Annotated in this window: 16 protein-coding genes and 1 pseudogene; 11 read left to right on the forward strand and 6 right to left on the reverse strand. The window is 42.2% G+C overall.

The genetic code is table 11. The annotated features are described in order from the left end of the window. Positions 1-229 precede the first annotated feature (229 nt). Positions 230-1642 carry an LCP family protein gene (locus tag PN470_RS16090; RefSeq protein WP_272104796.1) on the forward strand — a complete coding sequence of 471 codons (1413 nt, stop codon included), beginning with the start codon at positions 230-232 and terminating at the stop codon, positions 1640-1642. A gap of 122 nt (positions 1643-1764) precedes the next feature. Next, complete coding sequence (gene arsS / locus PN470_RS16095) at positions 1765-2742, forward strand: arsenosugar biosynthesis radical SAM (seleno)protein ArsS (protein WP_271936752.1); 978 nt, start codon at positions 1765-1767, stop codon at positions 2740-2742. Between the two features lie 241 nt (positions 2743-2983). Here arsS and PN470_RS16100 read toward each other — a convergent pair whose 3' ends face one another. Both PN470_RS16100 and PN470_RS16105 read right to left on the reverse strand, forming a co-directional pair. Beyond that, positions 2984-3256, reverse strand: a complete 273-nt coding sequence (locus tag PN470_RS16100; protein WP_002737741.1) for a DUF3143 domain-containing protein — start codon at positions 3254-3256, stop codon at positions 2984-2986. A gap of 5 nt (positions 3257-3261) precedes the next feature. Continuing rightward, the gene (locus tag PN470_RS16105) at positions 3262-3756 is read right to left on the reverse strand and encodes a J domain-containing protein (RefSeq protein WP_061430346.1); all 495 of its coding nucleotides are present in this window, start codon (positions 3754-3756) and stop codon (positions 3262-3264) included. A 47-nt stretch (positions 3757-3803) separates the two neighbouring features. Between PN470_RS16105 and PN470_RS16110 the strand changes: the two genes are divergently transcribed. The 5 genes and pseudogenes from PN470_RS16110 (at position 3804) to PN470_RS16125 (ending at position 7605) form a co-directional block, all read left to right on the forward strand. Further along, positions 3804-4367, forward strand: a complete 564-nt coding sequence (locus PN470_RS16110; protein WP_272104797.1) for a thylakoid membrane photosystem I accumulation factor — start codon at positions 3804-3806, stop codon at positions 4365-4367. Between the two features lie 270 nt (positions 4368-4637). Further along, the gene (locus PN470_RS16115; RefSeq protein WP_272104798.1) at positions 4638-6200 is read left to right on the forward strand and encodes an iron uptake porin; all 1563 of its coding nucleotides are present in this window, start codon (positions 4638-4640) and stop codon (positions 6198-6200) included. Positions 6201-6416: 216 nt separating this feature from the next. Next, positions 6417-6536: pseudogene (locus tag PN470_RS22205) on the forward strand (putative toxin-antitoxin system toxin component, PIN family); the annotation flags it as partial. A 317-nt stretch (positions 6537-6853) separates the two neighbouring features. Next, on the forward strand, positions 6854-7099 hold the full coding sequence (locus PN470_RS16120) for a UPF0175 family protein (RefSeq protein WP_002748168.1): 246 nt from the start codon (positions 6854-6856) through the stop codon (positions 7097-7099). Beyond that, positions 7096-7605 carry a DUF3368 domain-containing protein gene (locus PN470_RS16125; protein WP_149977514.1) on the forward strand — a complete coding sequence of 170 codons (510 nt, stop codon included), beginning with the start codon at positions 7096-7098 and terminating at the stop codon, positions 7603-7605. Before PN470_RS16120 ends, PN470_RS16125 begins: the two co-directional genes overlap by 4 nt. A 129-nt stretch (positions 7606-7734) precedes the next feature. Here PN470_RS16125 and PN470_RS16135 read toward each other — a convergent pair whose 3' ends face one another. From PN470_RS16135 to PN470_RS16145, 3 genes are all read right to left on the reverse strand, one after another. After that, on the reverse strand, positions 7735-8088 hold the full coding sequence (locus tag PN470_RS16135) for a hypothetical protein (protein ID WP_002735772.1): 354 nt from the start codon (positions 8086-8088) through the stop codon (positions 7735-7737). A gap of 5 nt (positions 8089-8093) precedes the next feature. Continuing rightward, positions 8094-8510: a hypothetical protein gene (locus tag PN470_RS16140; protein WP_272104799.1), complete on the reverse strand. Its 417-nt coding sequence runs from the start codon at positions 8508-8510 to the stop codon at positions 8094-8096. Positions 8511-8756: 246 nt separating this feature from the next. Then, entirely contained in the window at positions 8757-9197 is a 441-nt protein-coding gene (locus tag PN470_RS16145; RefSeq protein WP_334310446.1) for a hypothetical protein, read from the reverse strand. A gap of 228 nt (positions 9198-9425) precedes the next feature. On the opposite strand from PN470_RS16145, the gene PN470_RS16150 reads away from it, so the two are divergent. Both PN470_RS16150 and PN470_RS16155 read left to right on the forward strand, forming a co-directional pair. Next, on the forward strand, positions 9426-9710 hold the full coding sequence (locus PN470_RS16150) for a type II toxin-antitoxin system Phd/YefM family antitoxin (protein WP_012264090.1): 285 nt from the start codon (positions 9426-9428) through the stop codon (positions 9708-9710). Continuing rightward, positions 9700-10023, forward strand: coding sequence for a Txe/YoeB family addiction module toxin (locus PN470_RS16155; RefSeq protein WP_002771556.1), 324 nt, complete (start codon positions 9700-9702; stop codon positions 10021-10023). The genes PN470_RS16150 and PN470_RS16155 overlap by 11 nt, the downstream gene beginning before the upstream one ends. 162 nt (positions 10024-10185) lie before the next feature. Here PN470_RS16155 and asnS read toward each other — a convergent pair whose 3' ends face one another. Next, entirely contained in the window at positions 10186-11550 is a 1365-nt protein-coding gene (asnS, locus tag PN470_RS16160) for an asparagine--tRNA ligase (RefSeq protein WP_016515164.1), read from the reverse strand. Between the two features lie 81 nt (positions 11551-11631). On the opposite strand from asnS, the gene PN470_RS16165 reads away from it, so the two are divergent. Together PN470_RS16165 and PN470_RS16170 are read left to right on the forward strand one after the other, a co-directional pair. Next, positions 11632-12027, forward strand: a complete 396-nt coding sequence (locus tag PN470_RS16165; RefSeq protein WP_271936763.1) for an NINE protein — start codon at positions 11632-11634, stop codon at positions 12025-12027. Then, positions 12027-12557, forward strand: coding sequence for a ComEA family DNA-binding protein (locus PN470_RS16170; protein ID WP_002777831.1), 531 nt, complete (start codon positions 12027-12029; stop codon positions 12555-12557). Before PN470_RS16165 ends, PN470_RS16170 begins: the two co-directional genes overlap by 1 nt. The last annotated feature ends 126 nt before the right edge of the window (positions 12558-12683 follow it).

Below are 12683 nucleotides of genomic sequence, written 5' to 3' on the forward strand. Positions count from 1 at the left end.
CCCCCCACCCCACTTCCCCACACCCCACTTCCCCACCAGCAAACCCTAGATATTTCGACAAAATTGCCATGCAGAACAACGATAAGGAAAAATTCTGCTATATTATCTGCTAACTCTTTAGAAAACCCAATTAGTTTAATAATCTTTTCCGGGTATCTGAGAAAAAAAATAGTTCATCCCTTTAAAATATGGTTTTAGGGAGATATTTAGTGATTGTGTGAGGCAATTTGTGGTTAACAAGACAAAATCAAGGGCTAAAAGTAGAAAATCAGGCAAATTAGCAGCTAAAACTGTTAAAAAGCGGCGATTGTCCAGTAAATGGTTCCTGACAGCCCTAGGCTTAACTGGCTGCGCCCTAGTTTCCGCTACGGCCGGCGCTATGTTGGCTGTGTCTCTCTCCTCCACACCTTTGCGACAAGCTGCTCTTAGTCCTCAAGAAGCCGCCGCTTTTAACAATCAGCAGGCCATATCCTATGAAAATCTGCAACTTCCCGCCCTCAACCGCCCCGTTAATATTCTGGTAGTCGGCGCGAAAGTGTTGACATCCGATGTCAAGGAGGCAGAAACCCCAGATTTGGGTTATCATGCCCCGGTTAATTCCTTGGAGGGTTTAACCGATACCATGCTGTTACTGCGTTTTGACCCCCAAAGACAGAAGTTAACCATGCTTTCCATCCCCCGGGATACCCGCACCGATATCGAGGGTTACGGGGAGAAAAAAATCAATGAAGCTAACGCCCTCGGTGGACCTGCTTTAACGGCGGAAACGGTTAGTCATCTTTTAGAGGGAGTCGCTATCGATCGCTATGTTCGCATTAATGTGCAGGGTGTGGAAAAATTAATTGATGCTTTAGGGGGGGTGACGGTATATGTTCCCAAAGACATGAAGTACCAAGATTTTAGTCAACACCTCTACATTGACCTGAAAAAAGGGGAACAACACCTCAACGGCGAGAAATTCCTCCAGTTTGCCCGTTTTCGTTACGATGCTAAAGGCGATATCGGTCGTATCCAACGACAACAGCAATTAATGCGGTCTTTAGTGGAACAAACCCTAAAACCAGCAACTTTATTGAAAATTCCTGATATTATCGAGGTTATCCGCAATAGTATCGATACTAATCTCAGTTTAGAGGAGTTACTCGCCCTAGCCGGTTTTGCCTCCAAAACTGAGCGAGCTGATGTGCAAATGCTACTCCTACCAGGAGACTTTAATGGTGATGGTCGGCAAGGGATCAGTTATTGGTTGCCCAATCAAAGTAAAATTCAAGAGCTAGTGGCTCAACATTTCAACCACGGCTTTTTTATGGCTGACACTGAAGAAACTACGCAACCGACTCGCATCGCTGTGGAAGATAGCATCGATAATCCAGAAGCGGTGCAAACTCTAGTCAGATATCTGCGCTCATTGGGTTATGAAAATGTTTTTGTCTCTAAGTCTTCATCGCCAATTCTAGAAACTACCAAAATTATTGCTCAAAAAGGGGATAATTCCCTCGCTGCTGCCCTGCATAATAGCCTTGGTGTCGGGGAAGTTTTGGTGGAAAGTACAGGGAATCTCGCTTCTGATGTGACAATTAAAATTGGTCAAGATTGGCAAGAAAAATCAGCTAATCTTTCTGAGCTATCCCCTGGCAACTAAGAGAAAAATCAAGTTTATCTGAGTTAGGAGTTGAGTTACCCATTGACAAAAAACTCATCCATTATCAGTTATCATTGATTAGTGATTCTGTTTACTAATTACTGATTAGTGATTACTCTCCCATGATTCCTTTTTTTGAGAAACTAAAAACTCCTTTAACTAAGCAAAAAATCTCGGTTCTGCAAATTAATTTAGGGAAAAGATGTAACCTTGCTTGTAGCCATTGTCATGTGGAAGCTAGTCCAGTTCGCACCGAAGAAATGACTCCAGAAGTATGCGAACAAATTATCGAACTGATCGCAAGATTTCCCCAAATTAAAACCGTCGATCTGACCGGCGGCGCTCCCGAAATGCTCTACGGTTTTAAACCAATTGTGGAAACCTCTAGAAAAGCGGGAAAAGAGGTAATTGTGCGCTCGAATTTAACTATTTATTTTGAGAAAGGATTTACTGATATTCCTGAATATTGCGCTGGTCATCAGCTGCGGGTGGTGGCTTCTTTACCCTGTTATCTTGCCGATAATGTGGATAAAATGCGCGGTCTGGGAGTCTATGATCGATCGATCAATGCTTTACAATGGTTGAACCGTCTTGGTTACGCTCAAGAGCCGAATTTGATTGTGGATTTAGTCTATAATCCCCAGATTCCTAAGTCAGAGAATTTTTCTCTCACACCGGATCAGGTATCCCTAACACGGGATTACAAAAAGTTCTTGCAAGAACATTTTAATATTTCTTTTAATAATCTGTTTACTATCACTAACTTACCCGTCGGAAGAACCCGTTTCCATCTGGAACACCGGCAACTCTATCAACCCTATCTTCAATTCCTCGAAGACCATTTTAATGCCGATACTGTCGAACATTTGATGTGTCGTCATCAGCTTTCCATTGATTATTTAGGTAATATCTATGACTGCGATTTTAATCAGATGGAGGCTCTGGCTGCTTGCACCAGTCAAGGCCAAAAATTAACCCTGTCGGATTTATTACAAGCGGGTAGTTTAGATGTAATTGCAGAGGTACAAACCGCTTCCTATTGCTACGGTTGCACTGCCGGGAGCGGTTCCAGTTGTGGGGGAGCTTTGACTTCAACCTGAACAAGTGTACTGGATTGACAGCCTGTCTCGGGAAATTTAGTACAAATGCTCGGAATAGCTCTCCCTGCTGCCCACTCCGGTGCTGTCTTAACGGGGTAGGGTGTAGGGTGTAGGGTGTAGGGTGTAGGGTTTTACCGATTTTCAGGTGGTCAATTAGCCAATTTTCAGGGAAAAAGTCCCTGAATTCTCCCCCCGATCGCTCCAATCGCTGGCACTTTTTAGTCAAAAGTTGGACTATTGATTAGGGACCGGAAAAAACCGCCGATTCGATATCTTGACGACTAAGGGAGTATTTAAAAGCGCGATTGATGTCACTGCCATCATTGGCTGCCCGAAAGTAACGAACGGTGATTTCTTCGATATCGAGGCAGATTTCCGCTTTCCATGTCAGTTTTTCCACAGTCCAACAGTGGACATTCTCGGTATTTTTCCGACAACCTAACTTAACTAGCCATGCTTCGATCGCCGGTAAGGGATGATTATAGAGGGGAGTATCAGCAGTGGGAATCTTCATCGCATCTAAATCAAAAATAATTGGGCTACAGTGACAGCATTCTCTCCTCGAAGCATAGCAATAATCACCGCCAGTAACAAGCAGCCGAGCAGGGTGAGTGCCAAGATAAACAAAGCAAAAATTTCTCCCGAAGATAGGGGGCGATCGGTCGGATCGAGATAGGCGCTACGATTAGCTATGGGTTCATCGCTATCGGGGATAGTTTGGATGACATTCCAGCGCGAGTAACCTATCTGTAAATCATACAGGGAACGGCGATCGGGATTACTCAGGGTGGCATAAGCTTCGTTAAGACGCTGGAATTTAGCCGTTGCCACTTCGGGGCTGAGTTCGGTAGTATCGGGGTGGTATCGTTTGCTGAGTTCCCGATAGGCTCGTCGCACTTCGATCACCGAGGCACTCGGATGTAGTCCTAGAATGGCATAATAAGTATTGGCAAAGCGCGAGTTAGCGGCAATGACTCGCGAGGTGGTTTGGGAATTATCGCGCTCGAAGGTCACAATATTTTTTACCGAAAAATTGTCTTAATATTCTAACTCTGTTGATCATGAAATCTCGTTATCGCCTGCGTCTTCGGATCTGTCTTGTCTTTCTTATTATCGCCCTGACGAGTTGGTCTCCTTGGCTAACCCCTAGCGCCTACGCGGGGATCGATGACGATCGCCTCGATGGTAATATTTTTGTGGTCTATGCGGGTAATGGTTCCCTCGTACCACCGCGTTTAAATTTAGCGGAAACTTTTCAACGGAAAATTCCGGCTATTATTGTCTATTATCTGGATGATAGTAGTGATTGTAAGCGATTTGCGGCGATTGTCTCCCGTTTTCAAGAGTTTTACGGTCGCGCCGCCAGTATTATCCCCGTTACTGTCGATTCTATCCCCTTAAAGTCTTCCTATCGTCCCGATGAACCGGGTTACTATTATCGCGGTGGGGTTCCCCAAACGGTGGTTTTAGACCAACAGGGTAAAGTGGTTTATGATGGTTTGGGCAATGTTAAATATGAAGATGTGGATGATGTCTTAAGAAAGGTTTTTGAGCTTCTGCCTCGATCAGAATCGGTAGAGTTAAAAAGACGCTCTTTTAACGAGTTTAACGCTGAATTGCGCTAGTTACCTCTTTTTTATCCTCAATTGAACCAAAAATAATCATTTAGAGATGCTGTGAGCAGCGTCTCTATCTTGTTTTTAGGAACAATAAAATTATTTACCTATTGCTTTTATTATCATTTAAGATTTATTTGAACCAATAAATGCTAGACAATTCAGATTTTATCTAGAGTAACATTTGAAAAATATTTGCAACAGTGCCAGACTAGAAAAAGTTTGCTAACCTGATTATACTGAGAACAATAATCATTCTTGTAGGTGTAGGAGACAGCAATGAAAATCAAGCAAAATTTCCTAACAGCAGCGATATTACTGGGTTTTTCTAGTCCGGTACTGGCTAATAGTCTCGAAAACCTCTCTAGTAACCCCATGGCACAGGTAACAAGTGTCAATCAATTGCGGGATGTTTCTCCCACCGCCTGGGCGTTTGAGGCCTTAAGAAGTCTCGTGGAGAGGTATGGTTGTATAGTAGGTTATCCTGACCGCACTTTTCGCGGTGAACGCGCTTTAACTCGTTGGGAATTTGCCGCCGGGTTGAATGCCTGCTTAAATACCCTAGAAAGATTGATTCAAGAAGGAGTAGCGGTATTAAAAGAAGATCTAGACAAAATCAAGCGATTAGTCAAGGAATTCGAGACAGAATTAGCGGCATTGGGTGCTAGAGTTGATAACTTAGAAAATCGAGTCGCTTTTCTGGAAAATAATCAATTTTCCACCACTACTAAATTAACCGGGGAAGTGGTGATGGCATTATATGGGGTAGCCACAGGAGAAAAAAACGGTGGTGAAGGGATTCCCCAAGTGCCAGCTTTTGGTTATCGGGCCCGTTTAGAATTAAATACTAGCTTCACAGGCAAAGATTTACTCTATACCCGTCTAGCAACGGGAAATATTGCCGATTTAGCCGATACTACGGGAACTTTTGAAAGTACCTTAGCCTTTACCCAACCGGACGGCAACGATTTACTGCTAGAAGTTTTAAACTACAGTTTCCCCGTCACGGAAAATATCTACCTCTGGTTAGAAGCGACGGGAGGTGCTAAAGATGACTTTACCAATACCCTCAACTTTTTGGATGGAGATGGTGCTAGTGGGGCGCTTTCCGCTTTTGGTACCCGCAATCCCCTTTATTTTGCCCCCGGACAAACTGGACTCGGTTTACAGGGTAATTATGGGGCTTTGCAATTCAGCGCCGGTTATCTTGCCGGGGATGCTAACGATCCTAACCCAGGAGCGGGTTTATTTAACGGTTCCTATACTGCCCTAGGGCAGCTGGGTTATGTTCCTAACGAGAATTTTGGTATTGCTTTATCCTACCTTCATGGTTATAACCAATTAGATACGGGAACGGGAAGCCAGCGCTCGAATTTCCGATTTTTCACCGAAGAACTATTCGGGGAGGCTGTCCCGACAATTAATAATAGTTTGGGTTTACAATTTAGTTGGCGAATTGTCGATGGTTTTGTCCTCGGTGGTTGGGGTGGTTACACAAAAGCGAGAACTCTTAGCACTTTAGATGGACAACTAGAACGCGGGGATTTAGATATCTGGAATTGGGCGATAACTTTGGCTTTTCCTGATTTATTTAAGGAAGGAAATACGGCTGGTATTATTGTTGGTATGCAGCCCTGGGTATCTAGTTCTAGTATTCGATTAAATGATGGTAGTGCCACTAATGATCCCGATACTTCCTTTCATATCGAAGGATTTTATGAGTGGAAACTCACCGATAATATTGCCCTTACTCCGGGGGTAATCGTGATTACTTCCCCTAACTCAAATAACAACAATTCCACCTTAGTTATCGGCACTATCCGCACAACTTTTACTTTCTGATTTCTCTAGGCAGCCAGTCAGAAATAAAGATAAAGTATGACGGGATTTGACATCATTTCTCGACGGCTGGCTGCTGTTCCGACGTTTCCCACTCTCAACTAACTGAATTAAGGGGGCATTTATGGTATTTTTAGAGACAATTTACCCTACTTTTGTGGTTTCTTTTTCGGTGGATTTAGAGGGTTTTAGTTTACGCTTCAGGGTTGAAGTTGTGGCGAAGAGGCTGTATCTGGAATGGCACAATACATCATAACAGGCGATAAGGATCTTTTAATTCTCAATACTTATCAAGGGATTCCAATTATTACTCCAGCAGAGTTTTTAGTGATTTTCTAGTGTCCTTGAGAATTTTTTGAGGGAGGAATTCAAAAAAATAAACCCATAAACTGACTGAATGAAGAGGAATTTATGGTATTTTTAGAGGTAATTTAGCCGACTTTTGTGGTTGCTTTTTCGGTGGATTGGGACGGTTTTAGTTGGCAACTGATAATAAAGCCTCTTCTATTAGCTTTGGTAACTCAATAGCATAAAACCGATTCTTAATGTGTAAAATGTGTAAGGGGAAGAGACGCAAAAAATAAACCTGCTCAACTGACTAAATGAAGGGGGTTATGATATCATTCCAATAGGAAGGGATAGATAGGGTTATAGCCATGAGTATTGATATCTCCGATGAAATTCTCAGTGCCACACGCATGACTGAAGCTGAGATGAGGCAGGAAATTGCGGTCATGCTCTTTCAAAAAGAGAAGCTCACCCTTGCTCAAGCGAGTCGATTTGCAGGAATGAATCGTATTGCTTTTCAACACCTACTTGCAAGTCGTCAAATTCCGGTACACTACGATGTCGAAGATTTTGAACAGGATATTAAGAACTTGCGGGAGATGGGAAGATTGTGATTGTTGTCAGTGATACATCCCCTATCAACAATCTTGCCGCCATTAATCAACTTCATCTGCTACAACAACTTTACCAAATAGTTTTTATTCCCGAAGCAGTTTATCGAGAATTAACTGAGCCTGATTTTCTGGTAGCAGGTTCAATAGAAGTCCAAACCTTAGATTGGATTCAAACTCGAACGGTAACTAACCGCACAGTGATTGAAGCTCTTGCAGATGAACTAGATAAGGGAGAAGCTGAGGCTATTGCTTTAGCACTTGAGTTGGGAGCAGATCAAGTTTTGATTGATGAGCGTCGTGGTCGTAGAATTGCTGCTAGACTTAATCTTCGATACACAGGAATTCTGGGCATTTTAGTTGAGGCGAAGAATCGAGGGTTAATCTCTGAGGTGAAACCCCTACTAGACGCTTTGATTGATCAAGCAGGATTTTGGGTGGCTGCACCTTTATACAGCAGTGTTTTACAGATTGTTGATGAAGAAAAAAATAAACCCCCTCAAGATTGAATGAAGGGGTATTTATGGTATTTTTAGAAGCAATTTAGCCTACTTTTGTGGTTTCTTTTTCTGATGGTTTGGATGGTTTTAGTTTGCGCTTAAGGGTTGAAGCTGCGCTAGAGCCGAAGGTGATGATACTCAAACTGTTATTTTTTGTACTGTAGATTTTTTGGTTATTTCCTTAAGATGTCTGAACAATTGACCTTCATTTTGGTAGAAAACTTCATAATCCGGGGCCAGTTCAAGACATAACTGTTTCCATAAACTAATTCCTTCTTGTTTAAAATCCATTTCAGCTTGCTGATTAGGAAAATCTGATAAAGGTGGATAGTCTTGATCTAAAGTCTTATCGTAAGTATCCTGCCATGCGTTTAAACGCTGAATAGTTTCTTTACTTAATGGTAATTCTTCAGGAGCAATGTTATCAATTTCATCTACTCCCCAAAGTGGGTAACTTCCATAATCTGCCCAAAGTTTGATTCTGATTGCCATAACTATCATTCCTGAATAAGTTTGTTAATTAATCGAGTTGGAGTTGGATTAGCACTCACTAAGTAACCATTATGACTAATTTCTAGAGAAACATACTGAATAATTCTATTGATTTCTACTTTATAAATTATGCGACTTTTTCCTTGTATGCCAATAATTTTTCCCTCACTAATAGCTGTTACAATTAAATCGGGAATTTGTTCTTCGGCAATACCTCTCTGGAGGAAATCTTCTCGATGATTTTCTAGAATATGCAGTAATCCAGAACCTCTCTCTCCTCCTTTTCCTGTTTCTAGAAAAACAATTTTCCCGCTAGGATCTTTAGTAATTCTGATAATATTTTCTGGGGTATGTTTGATTGCTGCTTTTCTAAGTTCAGCAATCAGCAGTTTTTTCTGATCGTTTTTCGGATTCGACCTCATTGCCGATTATAGCTCAAGATTGTGTAAGTTGTAAGTTGTGGTGTACATAGTTGTTGTTTCTCTCAATCAATAATAAGGTTCAGTATTCAGGAAAAATGGGTAGGGTGGGCAATGCCCACCCTACTGTTCCTATATTAAAGTGCGAGCGGGCGAAAAAAACCTGTAGGGGCGAATTGCGTTCGCCCCTACTTAATGCTGCTGCCACAGGAAAAATCTTCAGGTAGAACCTGAGAACGAGGTAATATATTACCTCCATTCAACTGAGAAACCAGAACCTACTAATCGCAGATAAACGATTCTTCCGGGCAAATTTCCTTTAAAGAGAATTTTTCCGTTAATGGGGACTCTAGAAGGCATATCTCTCATATATGCTTGATCACCTGGACCTATTGCTCCAATAATGCACCGCGATCCATACAATTGCTTGCCAGTAGAATCAATGATGATAGAGTTTTGGGGAGAAAAATGAAAATCTCTGACTTCCCCTAAGTTTGCAACCATAAAAGTACAAACTACAGAATTATTGTCTTTATTACAATTCTGAATCTCGAAAGCAAAACCATTGCTTACACGTCTCGAATTACGGGCTTGAGCAATATCATCGTGATTCTGATAGAAGTTAGAAGATAAAGCTATAGTTAAGGCTAAAATTGGTAGCCATCTGAAAAATCCTTTTTTCATCACCATTCGCTACTCAGTACATAAGTGTTCGCCCCCTCGCAGCTAGGTGAAGCAACAACCCAACCCAACACTAAAGGCGGATAGTAGAACAATACACACTCCCCCCCCACAACTGTATCAAAAGCTACAATTTAATAAATCTTTATATTCCTCTCCCTTCAGATTTTGGGGTTTTTGGGGAGTTCAAGAGCTTGGAATTGTACAATAAGGTTGTACAAGTCTCCCCTAAAAATCATGTTAAGCAAAGAAACCACCTACTCTCAGGCGAGAATGAATTTAGCCAGTATCTTAGATCAGGTGTGTGACGAATCGCAAATTATCGTCATTAAGCGTCGCAATCAGAAAAATGTGGCCTTAATTGCTGAAGATGAGCTTTCCAGTTTATTAGAGTGTGTTTATTTATTGCGATCGCCAGAAAATGCCCAACGCTTATTTCGCTCTTTAGCATGGACCCAGACAGAAGATGCAACTCCTCAAACATTAGCTGAATTGAAAGAGGAGTTAGGAATTGAGTCCTAAAAGAGAAAATAAGCCAGATAAACCTAAAAACAATCCTATTCATGGTTATTTGCCCGTTTTTAGTCCTGATTTCAAAGCAGATTTAGCGTGGTGGTATCGGAACGAACCGAAAAAAGGCGATAAAATTTTAGACTTAGTGGCAGATATTTTGGATGGCGATCCGTTTACAGGATTGGGTAAACCCGAACCTCTTAAGTATATTGCTGCCGATACTTGGTCACGACGGATCGACTTAGAGCATCGTTTGGTTTATAAAGTCACGGGAAATAAGGTTTATTTTTTACAAGCTCGCTATCATTATCAATCAGGCTAAACTCAGACAAACCCATTAAGAACTGTTACAGGAGAAAGGGGACAAAGAACGTAGAGAGGGACAGTGAAACAACAAACATTTTCTACTCCAAGTCTGTAGCCTAAGCTACAATTTAATAAATATCTACATTCCTCCTTTCTCCCGTCGATCCTAGACATCATTCTAAAAGTCGGCACTTAAAGGGGTACGGGGGAAAGGAATCACATCGCGAATATTGGTCATTCCCGTCATGAATTGTACCAGACGCTCGAATCCTAAACCAAAACCGGCGTGGGGAACGGAACCGTAGCGACGCAGATCTAAATACCACCACAAATCATCGGGATTCATTCCCTGTTCCTGCATTCTTTGGATTAATACATCTAATCGTTCTTCCCGTTGGGAACCGCCGATAATTTCGCCGATCTTGGGTGCTAAAATATCCATAGCGGAAACGGTTTTATTATTGTCATCTAGACGCATATAAAAAGCTTTGATTGTCTTGGGATAATTGGTGACAATCACGGGTTTTTTAAATAGTTCCTCCGCTAGATAACGTTCGTGTTCTGACTGTAAATCTACGCCCCATTCTACCGGAAACTCGAACTGACGATCGGCTTTTTCTAATAACTCGATCGCTTCGCTGTAGGTAATCCTGCCAAACTCACTATTAACGATATTCTCGGCCGTACTTAACACCGTTTTATCGATACGTTCGTTAAAAAACTGCAAATCTTCGGGACAATTTTCTAAGACGAATTTAAAGATATATTTCAGAAAAGCTTCTGCTAAATCCTGATCCCCTTCCAGATCACAAAAAGCCATTTCCGGTTCCACCATCCAAAACTCGGCCAGATGACGGGAAGTATTAGAATTTTCAGCGCGAAAAGTCGGGCCAAAAGTGTAAACATTAGATAAAGCCATGGCCATTACTTCCGCTTGTAATTGTCCACTGACGGTTAAATAGGCCCGTTTACCAAAGAAATCCTCGGCAAAATTGGCGGGTTTTTTTAAATCTAAACTGGTGACAGTAAATAATTCTCCCGCACCTTCGCAGTCGTTAGCGGTAATAATGGGAGTATGTACCCAAATAAAGCCTTTTTCTTGGAAAAAAGTGTGGATAGCGGTAGCGCAAGCGTTTCTAACCCGCATTACTGCTCCTAGAGTGTTGGTTCTTGCTCGCAGATGGGCAATAGTTCTTAGGAATTCAAAGGAATGACGTTTCTTTTGTAGGGGATAATCCGCAGGACAGTCACCATAAAGGGTGATTTCGGCCGCTTTTAACTCGATATTTTGCCCTTTACCCGGGGAAAGAACCAAATTTCCCGAAACAGCGATCGCCGTTCCTGTACTAATTGTCTTTAGTACATTTTCATAATCGGGTAAAGTCGGTTCGAGGATAACTTGTAAGTTGGCTAGGGATGAGCCATCATTAACTTCCAGGAAAGTAAATTCTTTTAATTCTCGTTTTGTTCTCACCCAACCCTGCACGGTGACGGATTGATCCGGTTGTCCTGTCTGAAAGATTTCCTTGATTCTGCTAGTCATCGCGTATCCCTATGTTAGAACCAAAGAGTATTTTAGGATAGAAAGTCCAGATCAGGCTAAAATCAATCTCGAACAGGTGTCATGCTTCTGGTGGAAAAATTATTAAGTAAGCCCAAAAGCCGTAAATTAGCGATTTTTCTGGCTTTTATCGGTAGTATTCTCGCTTTACCCTTTCCTATCGCCGGTATTCATAAATTCTATCTCGGTCAACCTCTCTGGGGAATTATCTATCTTCTCCTCTGGCAAACTCCGATTCCCCGGGTGGCTTGCGCGATCGATGCGGTGTGGTATTTAATCCAAGATAACCAATTTTTCGCTAACTATTTTCCCACTGCCACCACTGCTGCCACTGTCCCCAGTTTAGAGCCTAAACAAGTAGAGGCGATCGGGGTAGCTTTAAGGGAATTAGAGCGCCTCCGGCAAGAAGGATTAATTTCTGAGTACGAATTTGAAGAAAAACGGCGACAACTACTATAATGACACCGCAAAACTGGTTAGGGCGCACTTTTAAGCCTTTAAAAGCCAAAATTAGCAATGATCCCTATTATCGCTTTCGTTCCCTTGATGAGATCGCTATGGCGGCACAATTGGGCATTAAAATTAATGTCAATCAAGCGGGTGTGGATGATTGGCTGCGATTGCCGGGGATATCCATCCATCAAGCGCGGATGTTGGTGGAATTGTTGGGTATGGGGGTAGAATTGCTTTGTCTTGAAGATCTAGCCGCTGCTTTGAGTGTTCCTGTGGCTAGATTGAAAGTTTGGGAACCGATTCTAGAATTTGCCTATTATAGTCCCGAAAGTCACCTCGCACCCCCTAAAATCAATCCTAACACTGCCTCGATCGAGCAGTTAACCACCCTACCCCTGATCAGCGATAATTTAGCAGCTGCCATTATAAAAAGCAGAGAAGAACAGGGATTATTTAAGAATATTGTGGATTTTAAAGGGCGTTTATCCCTAGAAGCGCAGGAAATCTCCCAATTAATGCACTTTTTTCAGTTTTAATCCCAAATACTCAGGAAAGGAGATAGGAGATAGGAGTCAGGAGTCAGGAGATAGGAGATTATTTCTATTTATTCTTCCGACACCCCACACCCCACACCCCACACCCCACACCCCACACTTCACTTC

The organism is Microcystis sp. CS-574, assembly GCF_028329095.1.
GTDB classification, from domain to species: domain Bacteria; phylum Cyanobacteriota; class Cyanobacteriia; order Cyanobacteriales; family Microcystaceae; genus Microcystis; species Microcystis ichthyoblabe_A.

Bases quoted from the DNA above. Each gene is read 5' to 3' on its own strand.
- PN470_RS16150 (WP_012264090.1), top strand. From the start codon at position 9,426: ATGTTAAGCAAAGAAACCACCTACTCTCAGGCGAGAATGAATTTAGCC.
- PN470_RS16100 (WP_002737741.1), bottom strand. From the start codon at position 3,256: ATGAAGATTCCCACTGCTGATACTCCCCTCTATAATCATCCCTTACCG.
- PN470_RS16145 (WP_334310446.1), bottom strand. From the start codon at position 9,197: ATGGTGATGAAAAAAGGATTTTTCAGATGGCTACCAATTTTAGCCTTA.
- PN470_RS16140 (WP_272104799.1), bottom strand. From the start codon at position 8,510: ATGAGGTCGAATCCGAAAAACGATCAGAAAAAACTGCTGATTGCTGAA.
- PN470_RS16110 (WP_272104797.1), top strand. From the start codon at position 3,804: ATGAAATCTCGTTATCGCCTGCGTCTTCGGATCTGTCTTGTCTTTCTT.
- arsS (WP_271936752.1), top strand. From the start codon at position 1,765: ATGATTCCTTTTTTTGAGAAACTAAAAACTCCTTTAACTAAGCAAAAA.
- PN470_RS16120 (WP_002748168.1), top strand. From the start codon at position 6,854: ATGAGTATTGATATCTCCGATGAAATTCTCAGTGCCACACGCATGACT.
- PN470_RS16165 (WP_271936763.1), top strand. From the start codon at position 11,632: ATGCTTCTGGTGGAAAAATTATTAAGTAAGCCCAAAAGCCGTAAATTA.
- PN470_RS16135 (WP_002735772.1), bottom strand. From the start codon at position 8,088: ATGGCAATCAGAATCAAACTTTGGGCAGATTATGGAAGTTACCCACTT.
- PN470_RS16115 (WP_272104798.1), top strand. From the start codon at position 4,638: ATGAAAATCAAGCAAAATTTCCTAACAGCAGCGATATTACTGGGTTTT.
- PN470_RS16170 (WP_002777831.1), top strand. From the start codon at position 12,027: ATGACACCGCAAAACTGGTTAGGGCGCACTTTTAAGCCTTTAAAAGCC.
- asnS (WP_016515164.1), bottom strand. From the start codon at position 11,550: ATGACTAGCAGAATCAAGGAAATCTTTCAGACAGGACAACCGGATCAA.